Annotated in this window: 16 protein-coding genes; 12 read left to right on the top strand and 4 right to left on the bottom strand. The window is 68.5% G+C overall.

Annotated elements, in window-relative coordinates; translation table 11 throughout:
- Positions 1-30 precede the first annotated feature (30 nt).
- Positions 31-327 carry a DUF1330 domain-containing protein gene (locus AMK34_RS00530; protein WP_073842274.1) on the bottom strand — a complete coding sequence of 99 codons (297 nt, stop codon included), beginning with the start codon at positions 325-327 and terminating at the stop codon, positions 31-33.
- A gap of 301 nt (positions 328-628) precedes the next feature.
- Between AMK34_RS00530 and AMK34_RS00535 the strand changes: the two genes are divergently transcribed.
- Positions 629-1,549, top strand: a complete 921-nt coding sequence (locus AMK34_RS00535) for a phosphotransferase (RefSeq protein ID WP_073842275.1) — start codon at positions 629-631, stop codon at positions 1,547-1,549.
- A gap of 69 nt (positions 1,550-1,618) precedes the next feature.
- Here AMK34_RS00535 and AMK34_RS00540 read toward each other — a convergent pair whose 3' ends face one another.
- A complete protein-coding gene (locus AMK34_RS00540) occupies positions 1,619-2,176 on the bottom strand; it encodes a hypothetical protein (protein ID WP_038515081.1) in 558 nt (185 codons plus the stop codon).
- Positions 2,177-2,312: 136 nt separating this feature from the next.
- On the opposite strand from AMK34_RS00540, the gene AMK34_RS00545 reads away from it, so the two are divergent.
- From AMK34_RS00545 to AMK34_RS00555, 3 genes are all read left to right on the top strand, one after another.
- The gene (locus tag AMK34_RS00545; RefSeq protein ID WP_073842276.1) at positions 2,313-2,972 is read left to right on the top strand and encodes a DUF4255 domain-containing protein; all 660 of its coding nucleotides are present in this window, start codon (positions 2,313-2,315) and stop codon (positions 2,970-2,972) included.
- Positions 2,969-4,957, top strand: a complete 1,989-nt coding sequence (locus AMK34_RS00550; RefSeq protein WP_073842277.1) for an ATP-binding protein — start codon at positions 2,969-2,971, stop codon at positions 4,955-4,957. The genes AMK34_RS00545 and AMK34_RS00550 overlap by 4 nt, the downstream gene beginning before the upstream one ends.
- A gap of 112 nt (positions 4,958-5,069) precedes the next feature.
- The gene (locus tag AMK34_RS00555) at positions 5,070-5,810 is read left to right on the top strand and encodes an eCIS core domain-containing protein (protein WP_073842278.1); all 741 of its coding nucleotides are present in this window, start codon (positions 5,070-5,072) and stop codon (positions 5,808-5,810) included.
- A gap of 14 nt (positions 5,811-5,824) precedes the next feature.
- Here AMK34_RS00555 and AMK34_RS00560 read toward each other — a convergent pair whose 3' ends face one another.
- Positions 5,825-6,523 (bottom strand): hypothetical protein, encoded by a 699-nt coding sequence (locus AMK34_RS00560; protein WP_073842279.1) that lies wholly within the window; start codon positions 6,521-6,523, stop codon positions 5,825-5,827.
- Positions 6,520-9,822, bottom strand: coding sequence for a phage tail protein (locus AMK34_RS00565; RefSeq protein WP_241832647.1), 3,303 nt, complete (start codon positions 9,820-9,822; stop codon positions 6,520-6,522). Before AMK34_RS00565 ends, AMK34_RS00560 begins: the two co-directional genes overlap by 4 nt.
- A 189-nt stretch (positions 9,823-10,011) precedes the next feature.
- Between AMK34_RS00565 and AMK34_RS00570 the strand changes: the two genes are divergently transcribed.
- Genes AMK34_RS00570 through AMK34_RS00610 form a run of 8 tightly spaced genes read left to right on the top strand, consistent with a single transcriptional unit; the run spans position 10,012 to position 18,090 of the window.
- Positions 10,012-11,553 (top strand): phage tail sheath family protein, encoded by a 1,542-nt coding sequence (locus AMK34_RS00570; protein WP_073842280.1) that lies wholly within the window; start codon positions 10,012-10,014, stop codon positions 11,551-11,553.
- 15 nt (positions 11,554-11,568) lie between these two features.
- The gene (locus tag AMK34_RS00575; RefSeq protein WP_037344451.1) at positions 11,569-12,012 is read left to right on the top strand and encodes a phage tail protein; all 444 of its coding nucleotides are present in this window, start codon (positions 11,569-11,571) and stop codon (positions 12,010-12,012) included.
- Positions 12,013-12,016: 4 nt separating this feature from the next.
- Positions 12,017-12,457 (top strand): hypothetical protein, encoded by a 441-nt coding sequence (locus AMK34_RS00580; RefSeq protein ID WP_073842281.1) that lies wholly within the window; start codon positions 12,017-12,019, stop codon positions 12,455-12,457.
- Positions 12,454-12,612, top strand: coding sequence for a DUF6760 family protein (locus AMK34_RS42420; RefSeq protein ID WP_016333592.1), 159 nt, complete (start codon positions 12,454-12,456; stop codon positions 12,610-12,612). Before AMK34_RS00580 ends, AMK34_RS42420 begins: the two co-directional genes overlap by 4 nt.
- 7 nt (positions 12,613-12,619) lie before the next feature.
- Positions 12,620-15,052 (top strand): hypothetical protein, encoded by a 2,433-nt coding sequence (locus tag AMK34_RS42930; protein WP_158073267.1) that lies wholly within the window; start codon positions 12,620-12,622, stop codon positions 15,050-15,052.
- A gap of 11 nt (positions 15,053-15,063) precedes the next feature.
- The gene (locus AMK34_RS00600; protein WP_016333594.1) at positions 15,064-15,510 is read left to right on the top strand and encodes a phage tail protein; all 447 of its coding nucleotides are present in this window, start codon (positions 15,064-15,066) and stop codon (positions 15,508-15,510) included.
- 2 nt (positions 15,511-15,512) lie between these two features.
- Entirely contained in the window at positions 15,513-16,277 is a 765-nt protein-coding gene (locus tag AMK34_RS00605; protein WP_038515063.1) for a CIS tube protein, read from the top strand.
- Complete coding sequence (locus AMK34_RS00610) at positions 16,270-18,090, top strand: VgrG-related protein (protein ID WP_038515061.1); 1,821 nt, start codon at positions 16,270-16,272, stop codon at positions 18,088-18,090. Before AMK34_RS00605 ends, AMK34_RS00610 begins: the two co-directional genes overlap by 8 nt.
- The last annotated feature ends 158 nt before the right edge of the window (positions 18,091-18,248 follow it).

The following is an 18,248-nucleotide window of genomic DNA, read 5'->3' on the forward strand; positions in this document are numbered from 1 at the left end:
GTCCTCCCGGCGCGGGTGTCGGCTAGAACGTCAGTCGAGGCCTTCGACGATGCGGAAGTCGCGCTCGAACCCTTCGGGGAGTGCGGCCAGTGCCTCCCGGTAGGCCGCGCTCTCGTAGGCGGCGACCGCTTGTTCGAAGCTGTCGAACTCGATCAGGACGACGCGCTCGGCGATCCCGGCTTCGTGGGCGACGACCCGGCTGCCGCCGCGGGCGAACGTCCGCCCGCCCGCGGCCTTGACGGCCCGGCCGGCCAGCTTGTTGTAGGCGTCGAGCGCCGCGGGGTCCGCGATGGTGGGGTAGACGCTGACCCAGTAGCCCTTGGGCATGGAACCTCCAATGTCGAGATGAGTGCATCCTGACTTACCGGGTGGTCCCGGACGAGCGTTGGAGGGTGTGGTTTTCGTCGCGCGGTCCGTCCATTGTGGATGCCGCGGTGCCGGGCGGGCCAGGCGGAACAGGTCATCGCGCTGATCATGCTGACGCCACAGACCGCGGCCAGAGTGGGGAGGATCTTGGACGCTCAACGGCCGGAATCCTCCCCGCTCGACAGGCTTGTCGATTCCGGGGTGAGGCCTTCACGCGCAAACCCGGGCGCGGGAGGGCGGCGAACCTGGCACAGTCCCCCTCGTGGAGTTGAACGATCTACCGGACTGGCTGCCGGTCTGGTGTGCGGAGCATTTGGGAGCCGGGCCCGTCGGCGTCCGGTTCGAACTGCGGTCGATGTCGACGGTGTTCGGCCTGCGGCTGGCGGACGGGCAAGACGTCGTGGTGAAGGCTCGCGAGGACGACGGGCGGGCCGCGTCCTGTGTCGCCGCGCAGACCTGGTTGGCGGACAAGGGGTTTCCGTGTCCGCGGCCGCTCACACCGCCGGTCGGCGTCGGCGCGCTGGCCGTGCACGCCGAGGAGTTCCGCCCCGGCGGCGAGCTGCTGCCTGGCGACTCGCCGGACGTGGCCGCGCGTTACGCGGAGGTGTTCGCCCGGCTGATCGCCGGGCTGGCCGGCTTGGCCGTCCCGCCGCCGTTGCCGAATCCGCGCTGGTCGCGCTGGGATCACCGGGATCCCGGGGTGTGGCCGTCGATCCGGTCTCTCGACGAACTGGATCAGAGCGCGGTGCCCGCGTATGTCGTCGACACGGCACGCCGGGCGCGCGAGCGGCTGCTGGCCGCGGACCTGCCGTGCGTGCTGGGCCACGCCGACTTCGAGGCGCAGAACCTCTGCTGGCACGGCACGGAGGTGTGGTCGGTGCACGACTGGGACAGTCTGGCCTGGCAGCCGGAGGCGGCGCTGGTGGGCGGCGCGAGTGGCGTGTTCCCCAAGACCGGGCCCGCGAGGCTGCCGCCGATCGAGAGTTCCGCCGCGTTCCTAGCGGCCTACCAAGACCATCGTGGACGCCGGTTCACCGAGGAGGAGCAAGAGGTCGCGTGGGCGGCCAGCCTGTGGACGGCGGCGCACGACGTCCGCTGGGAAGCCCTGCACGGCACGGCTCCGAAGGCCGACGACGCTCTCCGCGCACAGGCGGCCGAGCGTCTTAGGCGCGCGAACGCCTGACCCTTCGATACGCATTTGTTCCGCATGGCCCGGCGGGCCACAGTGGACGGCCTTCACGGACTTGTGACGCTAGGCGACCAGGTCCGGCCGGACTCTCGCGATCTCCTGGGTCAGCTGCCGGACGATGGTGCTGTTCGGCAGTCTCAGCTCCACTTCGGGACCGGGAGTGGACGGGCGCGTGAACAGTTTCGCGTGGCGGCTTTCGAAGTACGGGTCCTTGGTGGTGAACACCAGGGCCGACAGGATGACCTTCGCGTTCGGGTCGCCCTGGGGCCGCGGGCGCGGTTCCTGGCCGCGCACCGCACGCACCTCGTCCCACCCGATGAGGTCGGATTTGCGGCCGGCTCGCCACCACAGACCACGTTCGTCGGCCGCGAAGCGAATCTTATGGGGGACCGAGCCGATCGCCGTCAGCAGACCGCCCACCGCGAGCGCGCCGAAGATGAAGGCCGCGGGTTCCTCGGGCATCTTGATTCTGCGCGACGACGAGGGGCTCCCGACGTCCGGGAAGATGGCGGCCAGCCCGAAGAAGACCAACAAGGCCAGTCCGCCGATGAACAACCAGCGACTGGACCGGTACTCGATTACGGGTGTCCCTGGAGTGGGTGACCATGTCTGTTCGGGCACGACCGGCAGCGTAACCGACGGTGGCTCGGTTGCCCGTACGGGCAGCACGGCATACCCGAAGGTCTGCCGTTGCGAGGCTGGCCGCCCGGCGCCACCGCGATCATCGTGGGAAGACCGCCGTTCGAGGAGGTCCGCAGTGATCCATGAGGTCGACGAGGCGCTGCGGCGGCTGGTACGCGGCGAGACCCGGCGCGGCAGCGAGATCGAGGTCGCGTTCGACGCGCCCAACAAGGAATGGGCGGCGCGGCGCAACGCCCCGACGGTGAACGTCTACCTCTACGACGTACGCGAGGACCTTCGACGCCGTTCGCGAGGCCTGCTCAACGAGTACGACCAGCGCGGCAAGGTTTCGGCGCGGCACCTGCCGCCCCGGCACATCAAGCTGTCCTATCTGGTCACCGCGTGGACGCAGCGGCCGGAGGACGAGCACCGCGTGCTGTCCGACCTGTTGCTCGGCCTGCTCGCCCACGACGCCGTCCCCGAGTCGGCGCTCACCGGGTCGCTGGCCGAGATGGGCCTGCCGGTGCCGATGACGGTCGCGTTGCCGCCGCCCGAGGATCGCGCCTTCGCCGACGTCTGGACCGCTTTGGGTGGCGAGCTGAAACCGTCGCTGGACGTCGTCATCTCCGCGCCGGTCCACAGTGGACGGGTGGTCCCGGCCGAACAGCCGCCGAAGGAAGGCCTGAAGCTCGACGCCCACGACGGTGAGCTGGTCGGGCACCACGTGGCGGAGAGCGGAGCGGTCGAAGGGCAGCGCCGGGTCGCGATGGCACGCACCCACCGGAAGTCCCGATGAGCCTGGAGTACCTGTTCGAGCGGCTGGCGCGGCTCGAACAGCGGATCCGCGACGCGGTCGAGAGCCGCCGGGCCGCCGACCCGAACCCCGACGACCCCTTCCGCGGGCTGTACCTGTCGAACGAGACGATCGACGCCCTGCTGGAGGGCCACCGGGAGCCGTTCCCGCCGTTCACGGACTCCGTGCCGGGCGGCCGCCTGTATCCCCTGGCGGAGCGCGCGGGACTCACCGGCGTCGACGTCGAACTGCTGCTCGTCGCGCTCGCACCCGACCTCGACAGCCGGTTCGAGCAGTTCTACGGCTATCTCAACGACGACGTGACCCGGCGGCGGGCGACGGCGGGCTTGGCCTTGCGTCTGTGCGGCGTCCCCGAAGCGTCGGCCGCCGGCCGTGCGCGGCTCGACGCCGACGCCCCGCTGATCACCTGTGGCCTGCTCACCATGGAGGACGAGGAACGTCCCTTCCTGTCACGCACGCTCCGGGTGCCCGACCGGGTGGTGAACCACCTGCTCGGCGACGATCGGCTCGCCCCGGAACTCGCCGGGTGCGCCCACCTCGGCACGAGGGTCACCGACGTGGCCGGTGCCGATCGGCTCATCCGGGCGATCAGAGGCCAGGTCGGGTTGGTCTATCTCAGGGAGCATCCCGGCGGCGGCGCCGAAGAACTCGGTGTCGCGGCGCTGACCGGGGCGGGCCATCCCGCGCTGGTGGTCGACGCGGCACGATGGCAGGCGGAATCCCGGCACGGCGAGCTCACCGGGTCGCTCGTGCGGGAGGCGTTGCTGCGTGGTGCGGGGCTGGTGCTGGGCCCGGTCGACGACTCGCCGCGGCTGGAGAAGCTCGCTCATCCGGCGGTCCCGTTCGTCGTGCACGGCACCGGGGCCTGGGATCCCCGGTGGAGCGCGATCCCGCCGCTGCAGCTCGACGCCTTCCCCCTGTCCGCGGCGAGCCGGGTGGATCTTTGGCGCAGCCATCTCGACGGCGGGCTCGCTCCGGACGTCGATCCGGGGGAGGCGACCGCGCATTTCGTGCTGGGGCCGGGGCAGATCGCCCGCGCGGCGAAGGCGGCGTCGGTGACGGCGCTGGCCGACGGCGGGCCGGTGCGGACATCCCATCTGCGTGCGGGCGCGCGGAGCCAGAACGCGGCCGGCCTGCAGCGGCTCGCCCGGCGGATCGAACCCGTGGTCGGCTGGAGCGACCTCGTGCTGCCTGCGGGCGTGCTGTCCCTTTTGGACGAACTGGCCGCGCGGGCACGCTACCGGGACCAGGTGCTCGACGAGTGGCGGATGCGGCCGGGCGGTGGCCGCGGCCGGGGTGTGACGGGGCTCTTCGCCGGGGATTCGGGGACGGGCAAGACCATGTCCGCCGAGGTCATCGCCGCCTCGCTGGGGCTGGATCTCTACACCGTGAACCTGGCGACGGTGGTCGACAAGTACGTCGGCGAGACGGAGAAGAACCTGGAGCGGATCTTCACCGAGGCCGCCGGAGTCAACGGTGTGCTGCTGTTCGACGAGGCGGACGCGATCTTCGGCAAACGATCCGAGGTGCGCGACGCACACGACCGGTACGCGAACATCGAGAGCGCGTATCTGCTGCAACGGATGGAAACCTTCGACGGTATCGCCGTACTGGCCACCAACCTGCGAGCGAACCTCGACGAGGCGTTCACCCGGCGGCTGGACGTGATCGTGGACTTCCCGTTGCCGGACGTCGAGTTGCGGCGCCAGCTGTGGGACCGCTGCCTCGGCGCCCGGATGCCCCGCGCCGACGACCTGGACCTCGGGTTCCTCGCCGAGGCCTTCGAGCTGGCGGGCGGACACATCCGCTCGGCCGCGGTCACAGGTGCCTATCTGGCCGCCGAAGCCGGCCGCCCGGTGGCGATGACGGATCTGGTCGGCGCGGTCGCGCGGGAGTATCGCAAGCTGGGCAGACTCTGCCTTGACCGCGAGTTCGGGCCGTACCTGGCGATGGTGACCGACGGCTGACCTGCCCGTTCGGGCAGCCGATGCCGCCCTTCCGGCCGCGCATCGCAACCTGGCGCGCGGCGCGGCGACGGCGCAAGCTGGACGGGCGGCGTAGCGACCGAGGGAGCGGACCATGCGCGGGCACAGTCACGACAACGACCTTGAGCCGAGCCTGCGGCCGAAGGGCGACCGGGTAGAGCGGGACGAGGGCGGTCTTCTGGGCCGCGCCGCCGCGGCCGGGCGCACCGACGTCCTTGGCCCCGCCGGCCTGCTCGATCTGCAGCGTGCCGTGGGAAACGCGGGCGTGAGCACCCTGGTCGACGAAGAACGTTCGCCGGTGCACGACGTCGTCGGCTCAGGCGGCGGCGCGCCTTTGGACGCCGCGACGCGTACGGACATGGAGGGCCGCTTCGGGCACGACTTCGGCGACGTCCGGGTGCACACCGACGGAGCCGCCCACGATTCGGCGAAATCCGTCAACGCGCAGGCCTACACCGTGGGTTCGAATATCGTGTTCCAGCGGGACAAGTACGACCCCGGTTCGGATTCGGGCAAGCACATGCTCGCGCACGAGCTGACCCATGTCGTCCAGCAACGCAGCGGGCCGGTGGACGGGACCGACGCCGGTGGTGGTGTGAAGGTTTCGGATCCCTCGGATCGGTTCGAGCGCGAGGCCGTCGCGAACGCGGACCGGCTGATGTCGGCTCCTGCGCCTGCCTCCGCCGTTCAGCGTTGTGAGGACAGTGGGCACTCCGCCGAGGATTCCGCCGCTGTTCAGCGCGAGGAAGCTCCTGAAGCCGAGGAAGGCGAAGAGGAGAAGATGGCGCAGACGTACGTGCAGCGCGAGGAAGAAACCGAAGAAGAGGCCTCGTAGGTTCGTGGCTCACATCAGGTGGGCTCCGCGACACCTGCCGCTCGGAGTTTGCGGATTCCGTCGATGAACGCGGCCGCGTGACGGTCCCTCAGTGGGGTCACCAGAATCGCTTGGTCGTAATTCTGCGCGAGCATGGTCTCGAGAACTTGGGGCCACCACGTCTCTCCAAGATCCAGTGCGCGCCAGACATCTTCGCGCGCGGCTGATTCGCGGAGGACCACCGCTTGGGTCTCGGGATCACGGCGCACGAGGGAGGCCGGTACGTCGTAGATCTCCAGGCTGCGGGCTTCGACGTGGCGGATGTCGAGAGCCCAGTCGATCCGCGAGTAGAACTCTTCGCGTGCTTCGTCGAACAGTGACCCGTTCGCGTCGGGGTAGGTCACGGGGTCGGCGCGCGGCGAGATGACGACACTGTCGAACTTCCCGGTCAGCGTCGTCCGGTGAAACAGAGCGCCTTGAGTGAACAGAGGATTCGATCCCGACTTGAGGCCATCGATCGTCACCTCCTCGAGGATCGGGCTCATGACGAAACACCATGAGGATTCGCAGTCGCGGAGCGTGACGCGGCGGACCGTGGTCCTGGTATCCGGGGTGCGCGCCATCGACAGGGCGCAACTCCGGAACTTGCATCTCACGAACTCGAGATCCTCATAGGTTTCGCCGGAGTCCTCGTCATAGAGATCGGCGAACGTCTGTCGGCTGAATGTGGTCACTTCGGCTCCGGGGGCGCGGTGTACTTGATCAGTATGTCAACCTTCTTGTCCCACCACCAGCGACCCTCGTGCTTCTTGATCGTTGCTTCATTGTCGGTGGTGACGTCGTACTTCGCGCCCTTGATGATGTCCTTGCCCGTCCAGTCCGGCGTGCCCGCGGTGCCGACGTGGGTCAAGTACTTGCGCAGCTTCGGCGAGGCGGCGATCCGGGCGGCCATGACGCGCTCCATGGCTTTGCCGAAGTTCGCGCGCCACAGGAACGGCTTTCTCTCGAGTATCTTCCTTTCCGCGGCGGTCAGGACGGCGTCGACGTCGACCGGAGTGGCGACGAGGTGATCGCGTACCGCGTGCGCCATCGTCTGCAGGTCGGCTCCTACCTCCCCCGCGAGTTTGAGTCGTTCGCCCTCCAGTACTTCGGCTGTGATATCCGTGGCCTTGTATTTCCTGGCGTATGCGACGATAAGGCTCTTCAAGCTGCGGAACGCACCGGGGAATCCGTTGTATTCGAGCAGAGTCTTCGCTTTCCCCTCTTTCCCTGCCTGCTTGACCAGTTTCTCGACGGCCTCGGCGGAGGCGACGATTTCGTTGAGCGCGTCGATCTGTCCCGGCTTGGGCGTGATGTTCTTCTTCGTGAAATCCGCGATCGCTTTCTTGGCCTTGGTCGAGACCTTGCCCCGCGTACTGGCCATCTCGACGACGCCACCGTCCGGCGTCGGAGTGGCGATCAGCGTGTGGCCGTCGCCGTTCATGTTCAGGCTGTCCTGCTCGGGCCTGAGCAGCTTGACGATCTTGTCCTTCAGGTCGCGTCCGGCGCCTTTGACCTTCGACCAGATCTTCTTGCCGGCCTTGACGATCGTCCCGACCACCGTGTCGATCACCTTGCCGACCGGGGCCTGGACCTTCTCCAGGATCGACTTGATCTTCTCCGAGATACCGCCCAGCCCGAGGAGGCTCGCCAGGAAGCCGAGCACCATCGGCAGCGCCTTCGCCAGCGTGCGCTCGATCAGCCCGGCCACCGCGCCCGCGCCGCCCCGGGCGATCGACTCGACCGAGTCCAGCACCGACGAGACGAACTCCTTGATCTGGGCGGCCTTGTCGACGAAGAACATGACGATGTCGTAGATCGCCTTGCAGGCCTTGATGAACGCGGCCGCCGGGTTGAGCATCGAGATGATCCAGGTGATGCCCGCCTTGACGATCTTCTCGATCACGAACTCCTTGATCTGGCCGAGCACCAGCTCCTTGAGGTCGCCCAGTTTCTCGATCACCCAGCGCCAGAGCCCCGGCACGCCTTCGGTGATCAGGATCTTGACCACTTCGAACGTCTGCTCCAGTTTGGCGAGCACGGGTTCCGGGATGAAGCGGAGGATCCGCGCGCGGACACTCGCCCAGGTGAGGCCGAGGATCGACATGATCATCTTCAGGATGCCCTTGGCGTCCAGCGTTTCCGGGATCTCGATGCCCGCGCTGGCCAGGTTTCCGAGCAGCCAGGCCTTCAGACCGTCCTTGAGGTGCTGCACGATGTTCGCGCCGAAGTTCATCACGCCGGTCTTGACCGCGTTGACCAGGTTGCCGAGGAACTCGATCGGTTTGGCGATGATCAGGCCGACCGCGTTCGCCGCCCGCGCCAGCACGCTCAGCAGCATGTCCTTCAGCTTGAGGATCGTGTCGATCGCGCCGCCGATCGCCTCCTTCGCCTTGTCCCACAGGCCTTTGTTCTCCGCCTGCAGCGCCTTGATCTCCTCGTCGACGGCGTTGCGGGCTTCGCTGTACTTCTGTGCCAGATCCTCGACCAGCGACTGCTGTTTCTCGTCGACGGAGTTCTCGAGTTCGTCGAACTGGCCGCCGAACTCCTTGGCGGCCTCGCCCGCGATCTTGCGCAGGGCGGGGGACTGCGAGTCGACCTTCTGCCGCACGCGCTCGCGGCCTTCCGCGATCAGCCGTTTCGCTTCGGTCAGCTGCTGGCCGACGAAATCGGCGATCTCGCCGATGACGCCCTGCATCTTCGACTCGTAGACCTTCTTGGCCTCGAGGAAGAGGTTGTTCGCCTCGGCGGGCAGGCCGGCGAACAGGTCGTAGCTCCAGCGGGCCGCGCCGGTGACGCCGTCGTAGCGTTCGTCCTTGTACTTCTTCATCCGGGCCTGGTGATCGGCGGTGAACGCGGCCTTCGCCGCCGCTTCGCCGGTCTCGAACCGTTTGGCCACCTGTTCGTCGAGCGCGCCGAGGACACCCTCGACCTTCGTCTTGGTCTCCTCGAAGATCGCCTTGATCTCCGCGGTGATCCGCGCCCGGTCCTGTTCGTCCTTGGCCTTCGTGGCCGACTTCGCCGCCTGCCCGCGTTGCCCGGACGACGACCGCGCGCCGGTCATCCCCGCCATCGCGGCCTGCCCGGACGCTTGTGCGGCGCCGGTGACGGCGGCCAGCCGGCCCGCCTCCGACTCGCGGACCGCCGCGGGGGCCGACTCGGTGTGCTGTTCGCCTTCTTGTTTCGCCGCGAGCGCGCCGGTGAACTCGGGTTCGTTGGACTGCGCCAGCTGCTGGTCGGTGACGCCTGCCTCGGCCATCTTGCCGTGGGTTTCGCATTGGTCGGCGCGAAGGTCGGTTTGGGCGGGCGGCGCCTTGTCCGGGGTGGCCTTGCGGGCGTCCGGCGGGGACAACGCGGGCGGTGGAGGGGTTTCCGGCAGCGGTTTCACCGGTTTTTCCGTCGCTCTGCTGGTGTCCGGCGCTTCTTTGGTGCGCTCGGTGACGTCCTTGGCGGAAGCGTCCTTGCCGCTGGTGACCTTGCCCATCACTTCGGACTTGATCTGGTCCGCCTTGCCGGACGAGGCGAACTTGTCGGCCTCGTCGAGATTCTGCGGCGCCTGCTTGGCGACGGCGGCGTTCACCGCGGCGACGAAGGCGGCCTTGTCGAATCCGGCCGGTTTGGCGGCGGCCATCTTGTCCGCCTGCGCCGCCTTGGCTTGGGCTTCCTTGTCGTCGGCGGGCGCGACCGCGGCGTCCTGCGCCTTCTTGACCTCCGCGGAGGCGGGCGGATGCGCTTTGGCCGCCTTCGCCTGGCCGCTCACGTCCTTCTTGAGCGACCCGAACTTCGGGTCCGACGCGGGCGTCACCCCGGCGGGCGCGACCGGGGGAGCGGGGCAACTGCTGCGCTGCAGACCGACGAGGCGGGTCACCGCCGCGTTGCCCGCGGCGGCCTGCAGCCGCAGCAGCGCGGGCGGGGTGGCACGGCGCGCGGGCTTGACCGGCCGCGCGGGTGGCGTGGCCGGAGCCTGTGTCACCTTGTCCCGGCCCGCCGGCATGTCTTCACTTTCGGCGTCGGCGGGCCGATTGCCAACAGCCGGAGGGGCGGGCCCCGCTGCCCGAACGGGCAGTTGCCTTTTCGGGCAGAGATTGGTTCCCGCCGACCTATCCGCTCGGTCGTTCCGCTGTGAACGTCCACGCAGGAACATCGCCGATGTCAGCGAGTGCACCGAAAAGGGGAGGCACGGATGCCCACCTATCTCACGCCGGGTGTGTACGTCGAGGAGATCGAGGCCGGCGCCCGGCCGATCGAGGGTGTGGGCACGGCCGTCGCCGCCTTCGTCGGCTTCGCGGCGGACGGCCCCTTCAACACGCCCACCTTGGTGTCCAACTGGACCCAGTTCACCCAGACCTTCGGCGATTTCGTCGAAGGCTGCTATCTGGCCCAGTCGGTCTACGGCTATTTCCTCAACGGCGGTGCCAACTGCTACATCGTCCGCATCGGCGGTCCGCGGGGGCAGGAGAACGGTGCGGCGCCGAAGGTGGCGACGCGCCAGGCCGTGCTCGGCGGCTACCGTTTCGTCGCGAAAGAGCTCACGAGTGGTGGACAGACCGGAGAGCTCACCGTCGAGGTCACCGAACCGACCGGCGAGAACCCCGGCGACGACCGGTTCACCGTGCTCGTCAAGAAGGACGGCAAGGTCGTCGAGACCCATAACGTGACCACCAAGCGCACCAAGGAAAACGTCGTCACACTGGTACGCGAGAAGTCCAGCTTCATCACGATCGAGGAGCTCGCGACCGGTGGCGCGGTGGCGAAGCCGGACCGTGGCACCGCGGTGCTCACCGAACCGCCGCAGCCCCCGCCCGTCCCGCGGCGCATCGCGGCCGACGACTACGTCGGCGACGTCGCCGACCGCACCGGTTTCGGCGGCCTGGAAGCGATCGACGAGATCACCATGGTCGCCGTGCCGGACCTGATGGCCGCCCACCAGCGCGACCTGATCGACCTCGACGGCGTCAAGGCCGTGCAGCTGGCGATGATCGCGCACTGCGAGCTGATGGGTGACCGGATGGCGATCGTCGACCCGCCACCCGGGCTCAACCCGCAGGAGGTCCGCTCCTGGCGGATGGACCAGGCCGGGTACGACTCGAAGTACGCGGCGTTGTACTACCCGTGGGTGCAGGTGCTCGACGCCGCCAGCGGGACCAACACCTACGTGCCGCCGAGCGGATACATGGCGGGGGTGTGGGCACGCACCGACGCGACCCGCGGTGTCCACAAGGCACCGGCGAACGAGGTCGTCCGCGGCGTGCTGGCGCTCGAAACGCATCTGACCAAGGCGGAGCAGGAACTGCTCAACCCGATCGGCGTGAACTGCGTGCGCTCCTTCGCGGGCAAGGGGATCCGGATCTGGGGAGCGCGCACGCTGTCGAGCGACCCGGCGTGGCGCTACCTCAACGTGCGGCGGCTGTTCAACTACCTCGAGGAATCGATCCTCAACGGCACCCAGTGGGTCGTGTTCGAGCCGAACGACGACGCGCTGTGGGCCCGCATCCGGCGCACGATCAGCGCTTTCCTGGTGATGGAATGGCGCAAGGGCGCGCTGTTCGGCCTCACTCCCGACGAAGCGTTCTTCGTGAAATGCGACCGGGAGACCAACCCGGCCGAGGGGATCGATCTCGGCCAGGTGATCTGCGAAGTGGGCATCGCGCCGGTCAAACCGGCGGAGTTCGTGATCTTCCGGCTGGCCCAGATGTCCGGCGGCACCAGCCTGGTCAACGAATAGTGAAAGGGCTCCGAAATGGCACTTCCCGATCTTGACAAGGCCGTCGGCTGCTCCTTCGGGCTCGAGATCGACGGCGTTCAGATCAAGCAGATCTCCGAGGTCTCCGGACTGAAGATGGAGCAGGACGTCATCGAGCTCAAGCAGAACACCGTGGACGGCAAGTACGTCATCAAGAAGCTCCCCGGCCGCCCGAAAGCGGGCGAGGTGACGCTGACCCGCGGTCTGACCGAGGACAGCAGCTTCGAGAAATGGGTCAAGGACGCGCACTTCGGCAAAATGGGTTCCGCTCGCAAGGGCGGCGCGATCATCGTCTACGACTACGAAGGCGCCCCGATCAAACGCTACAAGCTCACCAACGCGTGGCCGAAGAGCCTGGAGATCGGCGCGCTGAAGGCGGGCGACACCAGTGTGCTCACCGAGAAGCTCGTGGTCACCTACGAGCAGATGGAAGTCGAGTGAGCCCATGCGCAGGGTGATGGCGTCGGCGCCGGCCGAAGAAGCCCCCGTCGTGCCGGAAGCGCAGGCGCGGCCGAAACTGCGGACCGAGTTCGCGTTCGAACTCCCGCGCGGTTATGTCGACGACGCGGGCAACGTGCACCACTCCGGCGTGATGCGGCTGGCGACCGCGCGGGACGAACTCGTCCCGTTGCGAGACGACCGGGTGCGCGAGAACTCGGCCTTCCTCACGGTGGTGCTGCTGGCCAGGGTGATCACCCGGATCGGCGACGTCACCGACGTGCACGCCGGAGTCATCGAGAACCTGTTCGCTTCGGATCTGGCGTTCCTGCAGGACATGTACCGGCGGATCAACAGCGAAGGCCATACGCGGGCGGGCGTCGCCTGCCCGGAGTGCGGCCACGAGTTCGTCGTCGACGTCGCCGGCGGCCGCCTGGGGGAATCGTGACGTACGCGGCCGGACGGCTGCACGAGGAAGTCGCGTACGTCGCCTACCACCTGCACTGGTCGCTCGACGACATCCTCGACCTCGAACACCACGACCGGTTGACCTACGTCGCCGAGATCGCCCGGATCAACACTCGGATGAGCGAGGGACGGTGACGTTTCGATGTGGACGTGGCGCAGGAAGGAGCCGGGCTCGCCCCCGGAAGCGGCGACACCGGCCCCGCTGCCGGTGACCCGTGCCGAATGGCGAAGCCTGCCGCCGATCCAGCGCGTCGTCGCCGAGCATCCGCTGATCAATCCAGTGCAGAGATTCAGTGCTTCGCTGACGTCCTGGCGGAGCCCGGCGTACCTGGAGCCGTTGGGACATCGGGTCGGTCCGGCGGAACCTTCGGGTGTCATCGACGGTCTCGCGCGGGCGCCGATGGCACCGCCGGACATGCCTGTGGTGCAGCGGTCCGCCCGCAAACGCGGCGTGCTGTCGCGTCTTTGGGGAATGTCGGTGCAGCGCGCCGCCGAACCGGCCGGTCCGGTGACCGAAAGCCGTGCCCCTGAACAGGAATCCGTGCCTGCCGTGCAGTCGTACGAGGAGCCGTTGCCGGACGAGCCGGGGCCGGCTTTCGAACCGACCGTCGCGCTGGAGCCGACGGCGACGCTCGTGCTGCCGGCCGTCGCGGCGGCGTCGCCTGACGCCGACCGGCCGCCGATGCCGTTGACCACCGCGGGCTCGTCGGCGCGCCCGCCGGTGAGGACGGTCCAAGCGATCCGGTCGGAAACCCCGAGCGCTCCGGTCCCCACTCCGGAGCCCGCGGCCGAACCGCGGGCAGTCGAGACATTCGAGCCTGACCACGACCCGGTCGTGTCCACGCCCGAGCCGGTCGATGTCGAGACCGTGCCGGTCCAGGTTCCGGACCCGCTCCCCGCCGAGCCACCCACTTCGGAGGTAGTGACACCGCGGCCCGCGCTGCCGGTCGTCCAGAGGACGGAACAGGTCGAGGCGGCGCCGCGGCGGTTGGGGCTCGGCGCGCCGATCGTGCCGGACTCGGTCCAGGCGGAAGTGCCGAGTGCCGACGTGCCAGCAGTAGAAGACAACGTCGCCGAGGTCGACGCGCCACTGGCGGGCGATGCCGAGACTCCGGTGCTGCCCACGGTTTCGACGCCGGCCGAGGTGGCGCGGGAGGAGCGGACGTTTCCGGCCATGCCCGTGGAGACGCCGACGTCGCCGACTTCTGTACCGGCCGTCCAGCGTTCGGTCGTCGAATCGGCTCTGGAACTTCCGTCGCCGAACCATCGGGACGTGTCGCAGGCCGGGGCTTCGGTTCGGAAGCCGGTGCAGCGTTTGCGTGATGAATCGCCGGTGGGGCCGATATCGGTTCAGGGACCGATACAGCGCCTGCGCGAGGAAACACCAGCGGAACCGCTATCGGTTCGGGAACCGTTGCAGCGCCATGAATCGCCAGGCGAGCCTGCGTCGGTTCAGAGGCCGGTGCAGCGTTTGCGGGACGAGTCGCCATTAGGACCGATATCGGTTGAGCGGCCGGTTCAGCGCTATGAGCTATCGGGGGAGCCTGCTGCGGTCCAGGAGCCGGTGCAGCGCTATGAGTCACCGGGGGAGCCTGCGCCGGTTCACCGGCCGGTTCAGCGGTTGCGTGACGAATCGCCAGGGGAGCTGGCTTCGGTTCGGCGGCCCGTGCAGCGCCTGCGGGATGAACCGCCAGCGGCGCAGAGACCGCTGCAGCGTCGGCGCGACGAATCGCCGGTGGAGCCTACGTTCGTTCAGCGGCCGGTGCAGCGCCTCCGCGACGAACCGCCACAGGAGCATGCAGAGGCGCCGATCTTGGTCGCCCGGGCGCTCGAACCGCCGCCGAGCCTGCCGACGGTCGCCTCGTCGCGTTCTTCACCCGACACCACGTTCCACCCGCCCGAACCACCACGAATCCGGTCCGGGACGACAGCAACCCCAGAGCCGCCCGGGACGCCGGGCGGCTCGGTGAGCGCGCCACCGGCATCGGTGATCTCGACGTCACCGCTGCCGGTGGCACGAGTCGTCGACGGCACGGCCGCGGTCTCGCCCGCACCGGCGGCGGTGGACCAGCGCCCGACCCTGACCGCCTTGCTGAGCGGGGGCGGTGCCACTCCGCTGCCTTCCGTATCACCGAGGACTCCGCTCATGCCAGAGACGTTTACGGTCAAGCCGGTTGTTCAACGCCAAGACGCGGAAGCCTTCCATCAGCCGACGACGATGCCTCCGCCGGCGAGACCCGCCGAAACGCGATCCGTGCAACGCACTGTGCCCAGCGAGCCCGTCGCCGACGTCAAGAGCCTCGTGCTCAACCTGCCACCCGCCGTCGTGCCGCGACAGCCTGAACCCCCGGTCGTCCAGCGCGACCCGGAAACACCACCACCGCCGGAACCCGTCGCACCGCCACCCGCGACGCCGGTGCCCGCGACGGCACAGGCGGCACAGGCGGCACAGGCCGCGCAACCGGAGACCGAGGAACTCGTCAAGAAGCTTTTCGACCCGCTGCTGCGGCGGCTGAAGACCGAACTCCGTCTCGACCGTGAGCGCCGCGGCGCGCTCACCGATCGCCCGCACTGAAGGAGAAGCCGATGCCGGACGCGGAAGAAGCCGTCGCCGTTTGCTACGTCGTCAAGCTCGACGACAAGAACCTCGGCAACCTCGGCGCATTCAGCAGTTGCGACGGGCTGGGCTGCGAGTTCGTCATGGAGCAGCGGGAAGAGGGCGGCAACAACGGGATGGTCTGGCAGCTCCCGACGCGGATCAAGTACTCCAACATCAAGCTCTCCCGCCCGGTCACCGAAGCCAGCTCGCAGATCACGAAATGGTTCGCCGGTATGGCGGGCGGTATCGAGCGCAAGACCGCGACCATCGAAGCGCGCACCCTCGACGGCACCGTGATCGCCAGCTGGTCACTCGAAGGGGTCGTCCCTGTGCGCTGGAGCGGGCCGCAGCTTTCGCCCGACTCGCCCAAGGTCGCCACCGAGACGCTCGAACTGGCCCACCACGGCTTCCTCAGCCCGGCGAAGAAGGGCTAGCCATGTCCTCACCCGTCACGTTCACCTCCGCCGGATCCCAGCCGCCCGCGGCGTACGGCTCCGGCGAACCGGCGCCGAACAACCTCCAGCGCGCGCTGCTGGAGGTCCGCAAACCTCCGCAATCCGGCGGCACCGGGCAGCCCGGCGCCAAACTGTTCGAGATCAAGTTCCAGTTCAACCCCAAGGAACTCTCGCTCACCAAGAACGCCAAATGGGGCCGTGACCCGCAGCGCAACGCGAAGAAGAGCGGACCGCCCGAGTTCAAGGGCTCGGACCCGTGCAAGCTCGCGCTGGAGATGTTCCTCGACGCCACCGACAAGATGGACGACGCCGTCGTCAAGAAGGTCGAGCAGCTCTTCACCTGCTGTGTCGCCACCGAGGAAAGCCGCCAGCACGGCAAGGGTTCGCCGCCGTGGGTGATCTTCAAATGGGGCGGGATGACCGGCTTCCCCGCGTATGTCGCCAGTGTGACCGCGAAGTACACGCTGTTCACCCCGTCGGGTACTCCGGTGCGCGCGGTCTGCACGGTGAACCTGGAGGAGATCGCCGGCGAGCTGAGCGGGCAGAACCCGACCTCGGGTGCGCTCGCGGCACGGGACACCCACGTGTTCGTCGCCGGTGATTCCCTGCAGGCGGTGGCGTTCCGTGCCTACGGCGACGCGGGGAAGTGGCGCGAGATCGCCGACGCCAACGACATCGACGATCCGATGCGGCTGCGGCCCGGCACCCGGTTGCTCGTGCCGGCGCTGGAGGAACTCGATGGCTAACGAGAGCTTCGCGAACAACCTCATCGTCGAGGTCGCCGGGGGTCCGCTGCCCGACGACGTGAAGACGCTGCTCTCCTACGCCTACGTCGACGACAGCCGGAACCTGCCGGACATGTTCGTCCTGCGGTTCCGCGACTCCGGGCACGTGGTGCTGGACAAGGGGAAGTTCACCGTCGGTGCGCAGATCAAGCTGAAGGTGCAGACCTCCGATCCGGAAGCCCCGCAGGAATTGCTCTCCGGCGAGGTCACCGCGGTCGCGATCGACCTCGACCGGATCGGCACCTTCACCGAGGTGCGCGGTTACGACCACGCGCACCGCCTGTTCCGCGGCCGCCGGGTCGCGGTCTACCCGGGGATGACGCTCGCGGACGTCGTCACCAAGGTGACCCGGCGCGCCGGGCTGAAGGTCGGCAAGATCGATCAGGTCCCCGGTGTCGGCGGCCGTCCGCACACGCAGTTCAGCCAGGACAACGTCAGCGACTGGGATTTCCTTTCCCGGCTGGCGGAGTCGGTCGGCGCCCAGATCGCCGTGCGCGAGGGCGCGCTGAACTTCCGCCTCGCGGAGAAGCCCTCGGCGGCACCCGCCACCACCGCGAAGGCCAACACCGACCCCTTGGTGCTCGAGGCACACCGGACGCTGGTCAGCCTGCGCGCCAGTGTCACCGCGGCCGAGCAGGTGCCCGAGGTCGAGGCCCGCGGCTGGGACGTCACGACGAAGAAGCCGGTGGTGGCCGCCGAAAAACCGAAGAACGCGGGCACCGAGGTCGAGGGTGTCGACCCGGTGGCGCTCGCGAACAAGTTCTCCAGCCCCAAGTACGTCTCGGCGGATACGCCGCGCCGGACCCAGGCCGAGGCCAAAGCGGCGGCGGTCGCGCTGTCCGAACGGCTCGGCGGCGCGTGCACCGAACTCGACGGGGTCGCCAAGGGCAATCCGAAGCTCCGGGCGGGCGCGGCGGTGACGCTGACCGGCGTCGGCAAACCGTTCGCCGGCAAGTACACGCTCACCAGCACGCGGCACCTGTTCAACGCGGAAGTCGGCTACACCACCGAGTTCGCCGTCTCCGGCAGGCAGGAACGCTCCCTCTACGGGCTGGTCGCCGGTGGTTCCAAGACCTCGGCGTGGCCCGGAGTGGTGCCCGCGGTGGTCAGTGACGCCAAGGATCCCGCCGGGCTCGGCCGGGTCAAGCTGACCTTTCCCTGGCTGGATCAGAACTTCACCAGCAACTGGGCCCGCACGGTGCAACCCGGCGCGGGCAACGGGCGGGGCGCGATGGTCATGTCCGAGGTCGGCGACGAGGTGCTCGTCGGCTTCGAGCAAGGCGATTTCGAGGCGCCGTATGTCCTCGGCGGGTTGTATAACGGCGTAGACGCGGTGCCGAAGTTCACCGCGCCGCCGATCGACGGCAACAGCGGCGAGATCGCCGTGCGGGGTTTCGTCTCCCGCAAGGGACACAAGCTCGAATTCGCCGAACAGGACGGCATCGTCGTCGCGTCCGGCGACGGGAAGCTCGTGGTCAAACTCGACCAGAAGAACCAGATGATCGAGGTGACCAGCGGCAAGGGTGTCACGGTGAAGGCGCGGAACGGGGTGAGCATCGACGCCGGCAGCGGTCCGCTGGAGCTCAAGGGCCAGAAGGTGTCCGTGAAGTCGGCGACCGAGGCGACCGTCGAGGCGAGCAGCAGCCTGAAGCTGTCGGGCACGGCGGGCGTGAACGTCGAGGGCGCGACGGTTTCGGTCAAGGGACAGGGCCAGACGGAGCTGACCGCGAGCGGTGTCGTGACCGTGCGCGGCGGCGTGGTCAAGATCAACTGAGGGAGTGGGGCTGGGATGTATTCGACAGAGGCTCGTGGCGATGTCGCGAAAGCCACTTTCGAGACATCTGACGTCCCGAAAGTGGCTTTCGCGACACGCCGTCCATTCCGCACACCAGCCAGACCGTCGACCGAGACCGGCCCGGTCTTGCACCACCG

Origin of the sequence: Amycolatopsis sp. CB00013 (assembly GCF_001905755.1) — a bacterium.
GTDB classification, from domain to species: Bacteria; Actinomycetota; Actinomycetes; order Mycobacteriales; family Pseudonocardiaceae; genus Amycolatopsis; species Amycolatopsis japonica.

What these genes read in the sequence shown, in the direction of transcription:
- AMK34_RS00600 (WP_016333594.1), top strand. Translation starts at nt 15,064, where the DNA reads ATGCCGGACGCGGAAGAAGCCGTCGCCGTTTGCTACGTCGTCAAGCTC.
- AMK34_RS00605 (WP_038515063.1), top strand. Translation starts at nt 15,513, where the DNA reads ATGTCCTCACCCGTCACGTTCACCTCCGCCGGATCCCAGCCGCCCGCG.
- AMK34_RS00550 (WP_073842277.1), top strand. Translation starts at nt 2,969, where the DNA reads ATGAGCCTGGAGTACCTGTTCGAGCGGCTGGCGCGGCTCGAACAGCGG.
- AMK34_RS00565 (WP_241832647.1), bottom strand. Translation starts at nt 9,822, where the DNA reads ATGCCGGCGGGCCGGGACAAGGTGACACAGGCTCCGGCCACGCCACCC.
- AMK34_RS42930 (WP_158073267.1), top strand. Translation starts at nt 12,620, where the DNA reads ATGTGGACGTGGCGCAGGAAGGAGCCGGGCTCGCCCCCGGAAGCGGCG.
- AMK34_RS00610 (WP_038515061.1), top strand. Translation starts at nt 16,270, where the DNA reads ATGGCTAACGAGAGCTTCGCGAACAACCTCATCGTCGAGGTCGCCGGG.
- AMK34_RS00555 (WP_073842278.1), top strand. Translation starts at nt 5,070, where the DNA reads ATGCGCGGGCACAGTCACGACAACGACCTTGAGCCGAGCCTGCGGCCG.
- AMK34_RS00580 (WP_073842281.1), top strand. Translation starts at nt 12,017, where the DNA reads ATGCGCAGGGTGATGGCGTCGGCGCCGGCCGAAGAAGCCCCCGTCGTG.
- AMK34_RS00575 (WP_037344451.1), top strand. Translation starts at nt 11,569, where the DNA reads ATGGCACTTCCCGATCTTGACAAGGCCGTCGGCTGCTCCTTCGGGCTC.
- AMK34_RS00530 (WP_073842274.1), bottom strand. Translation starts at nt 327, where the DNA reads ATGCCCAAGGGCTACTGGGTCAGCGTCTACCCCACCATCGCGGACCCC.
- AMK34_RS00570 (WP_073842280.1), top strand. Translation starts at nt 10,012, where the DNA reads ATGCCCACCTATCTCACGCCGGGTGTGTACGTCGAGGAGATCGAGGCC.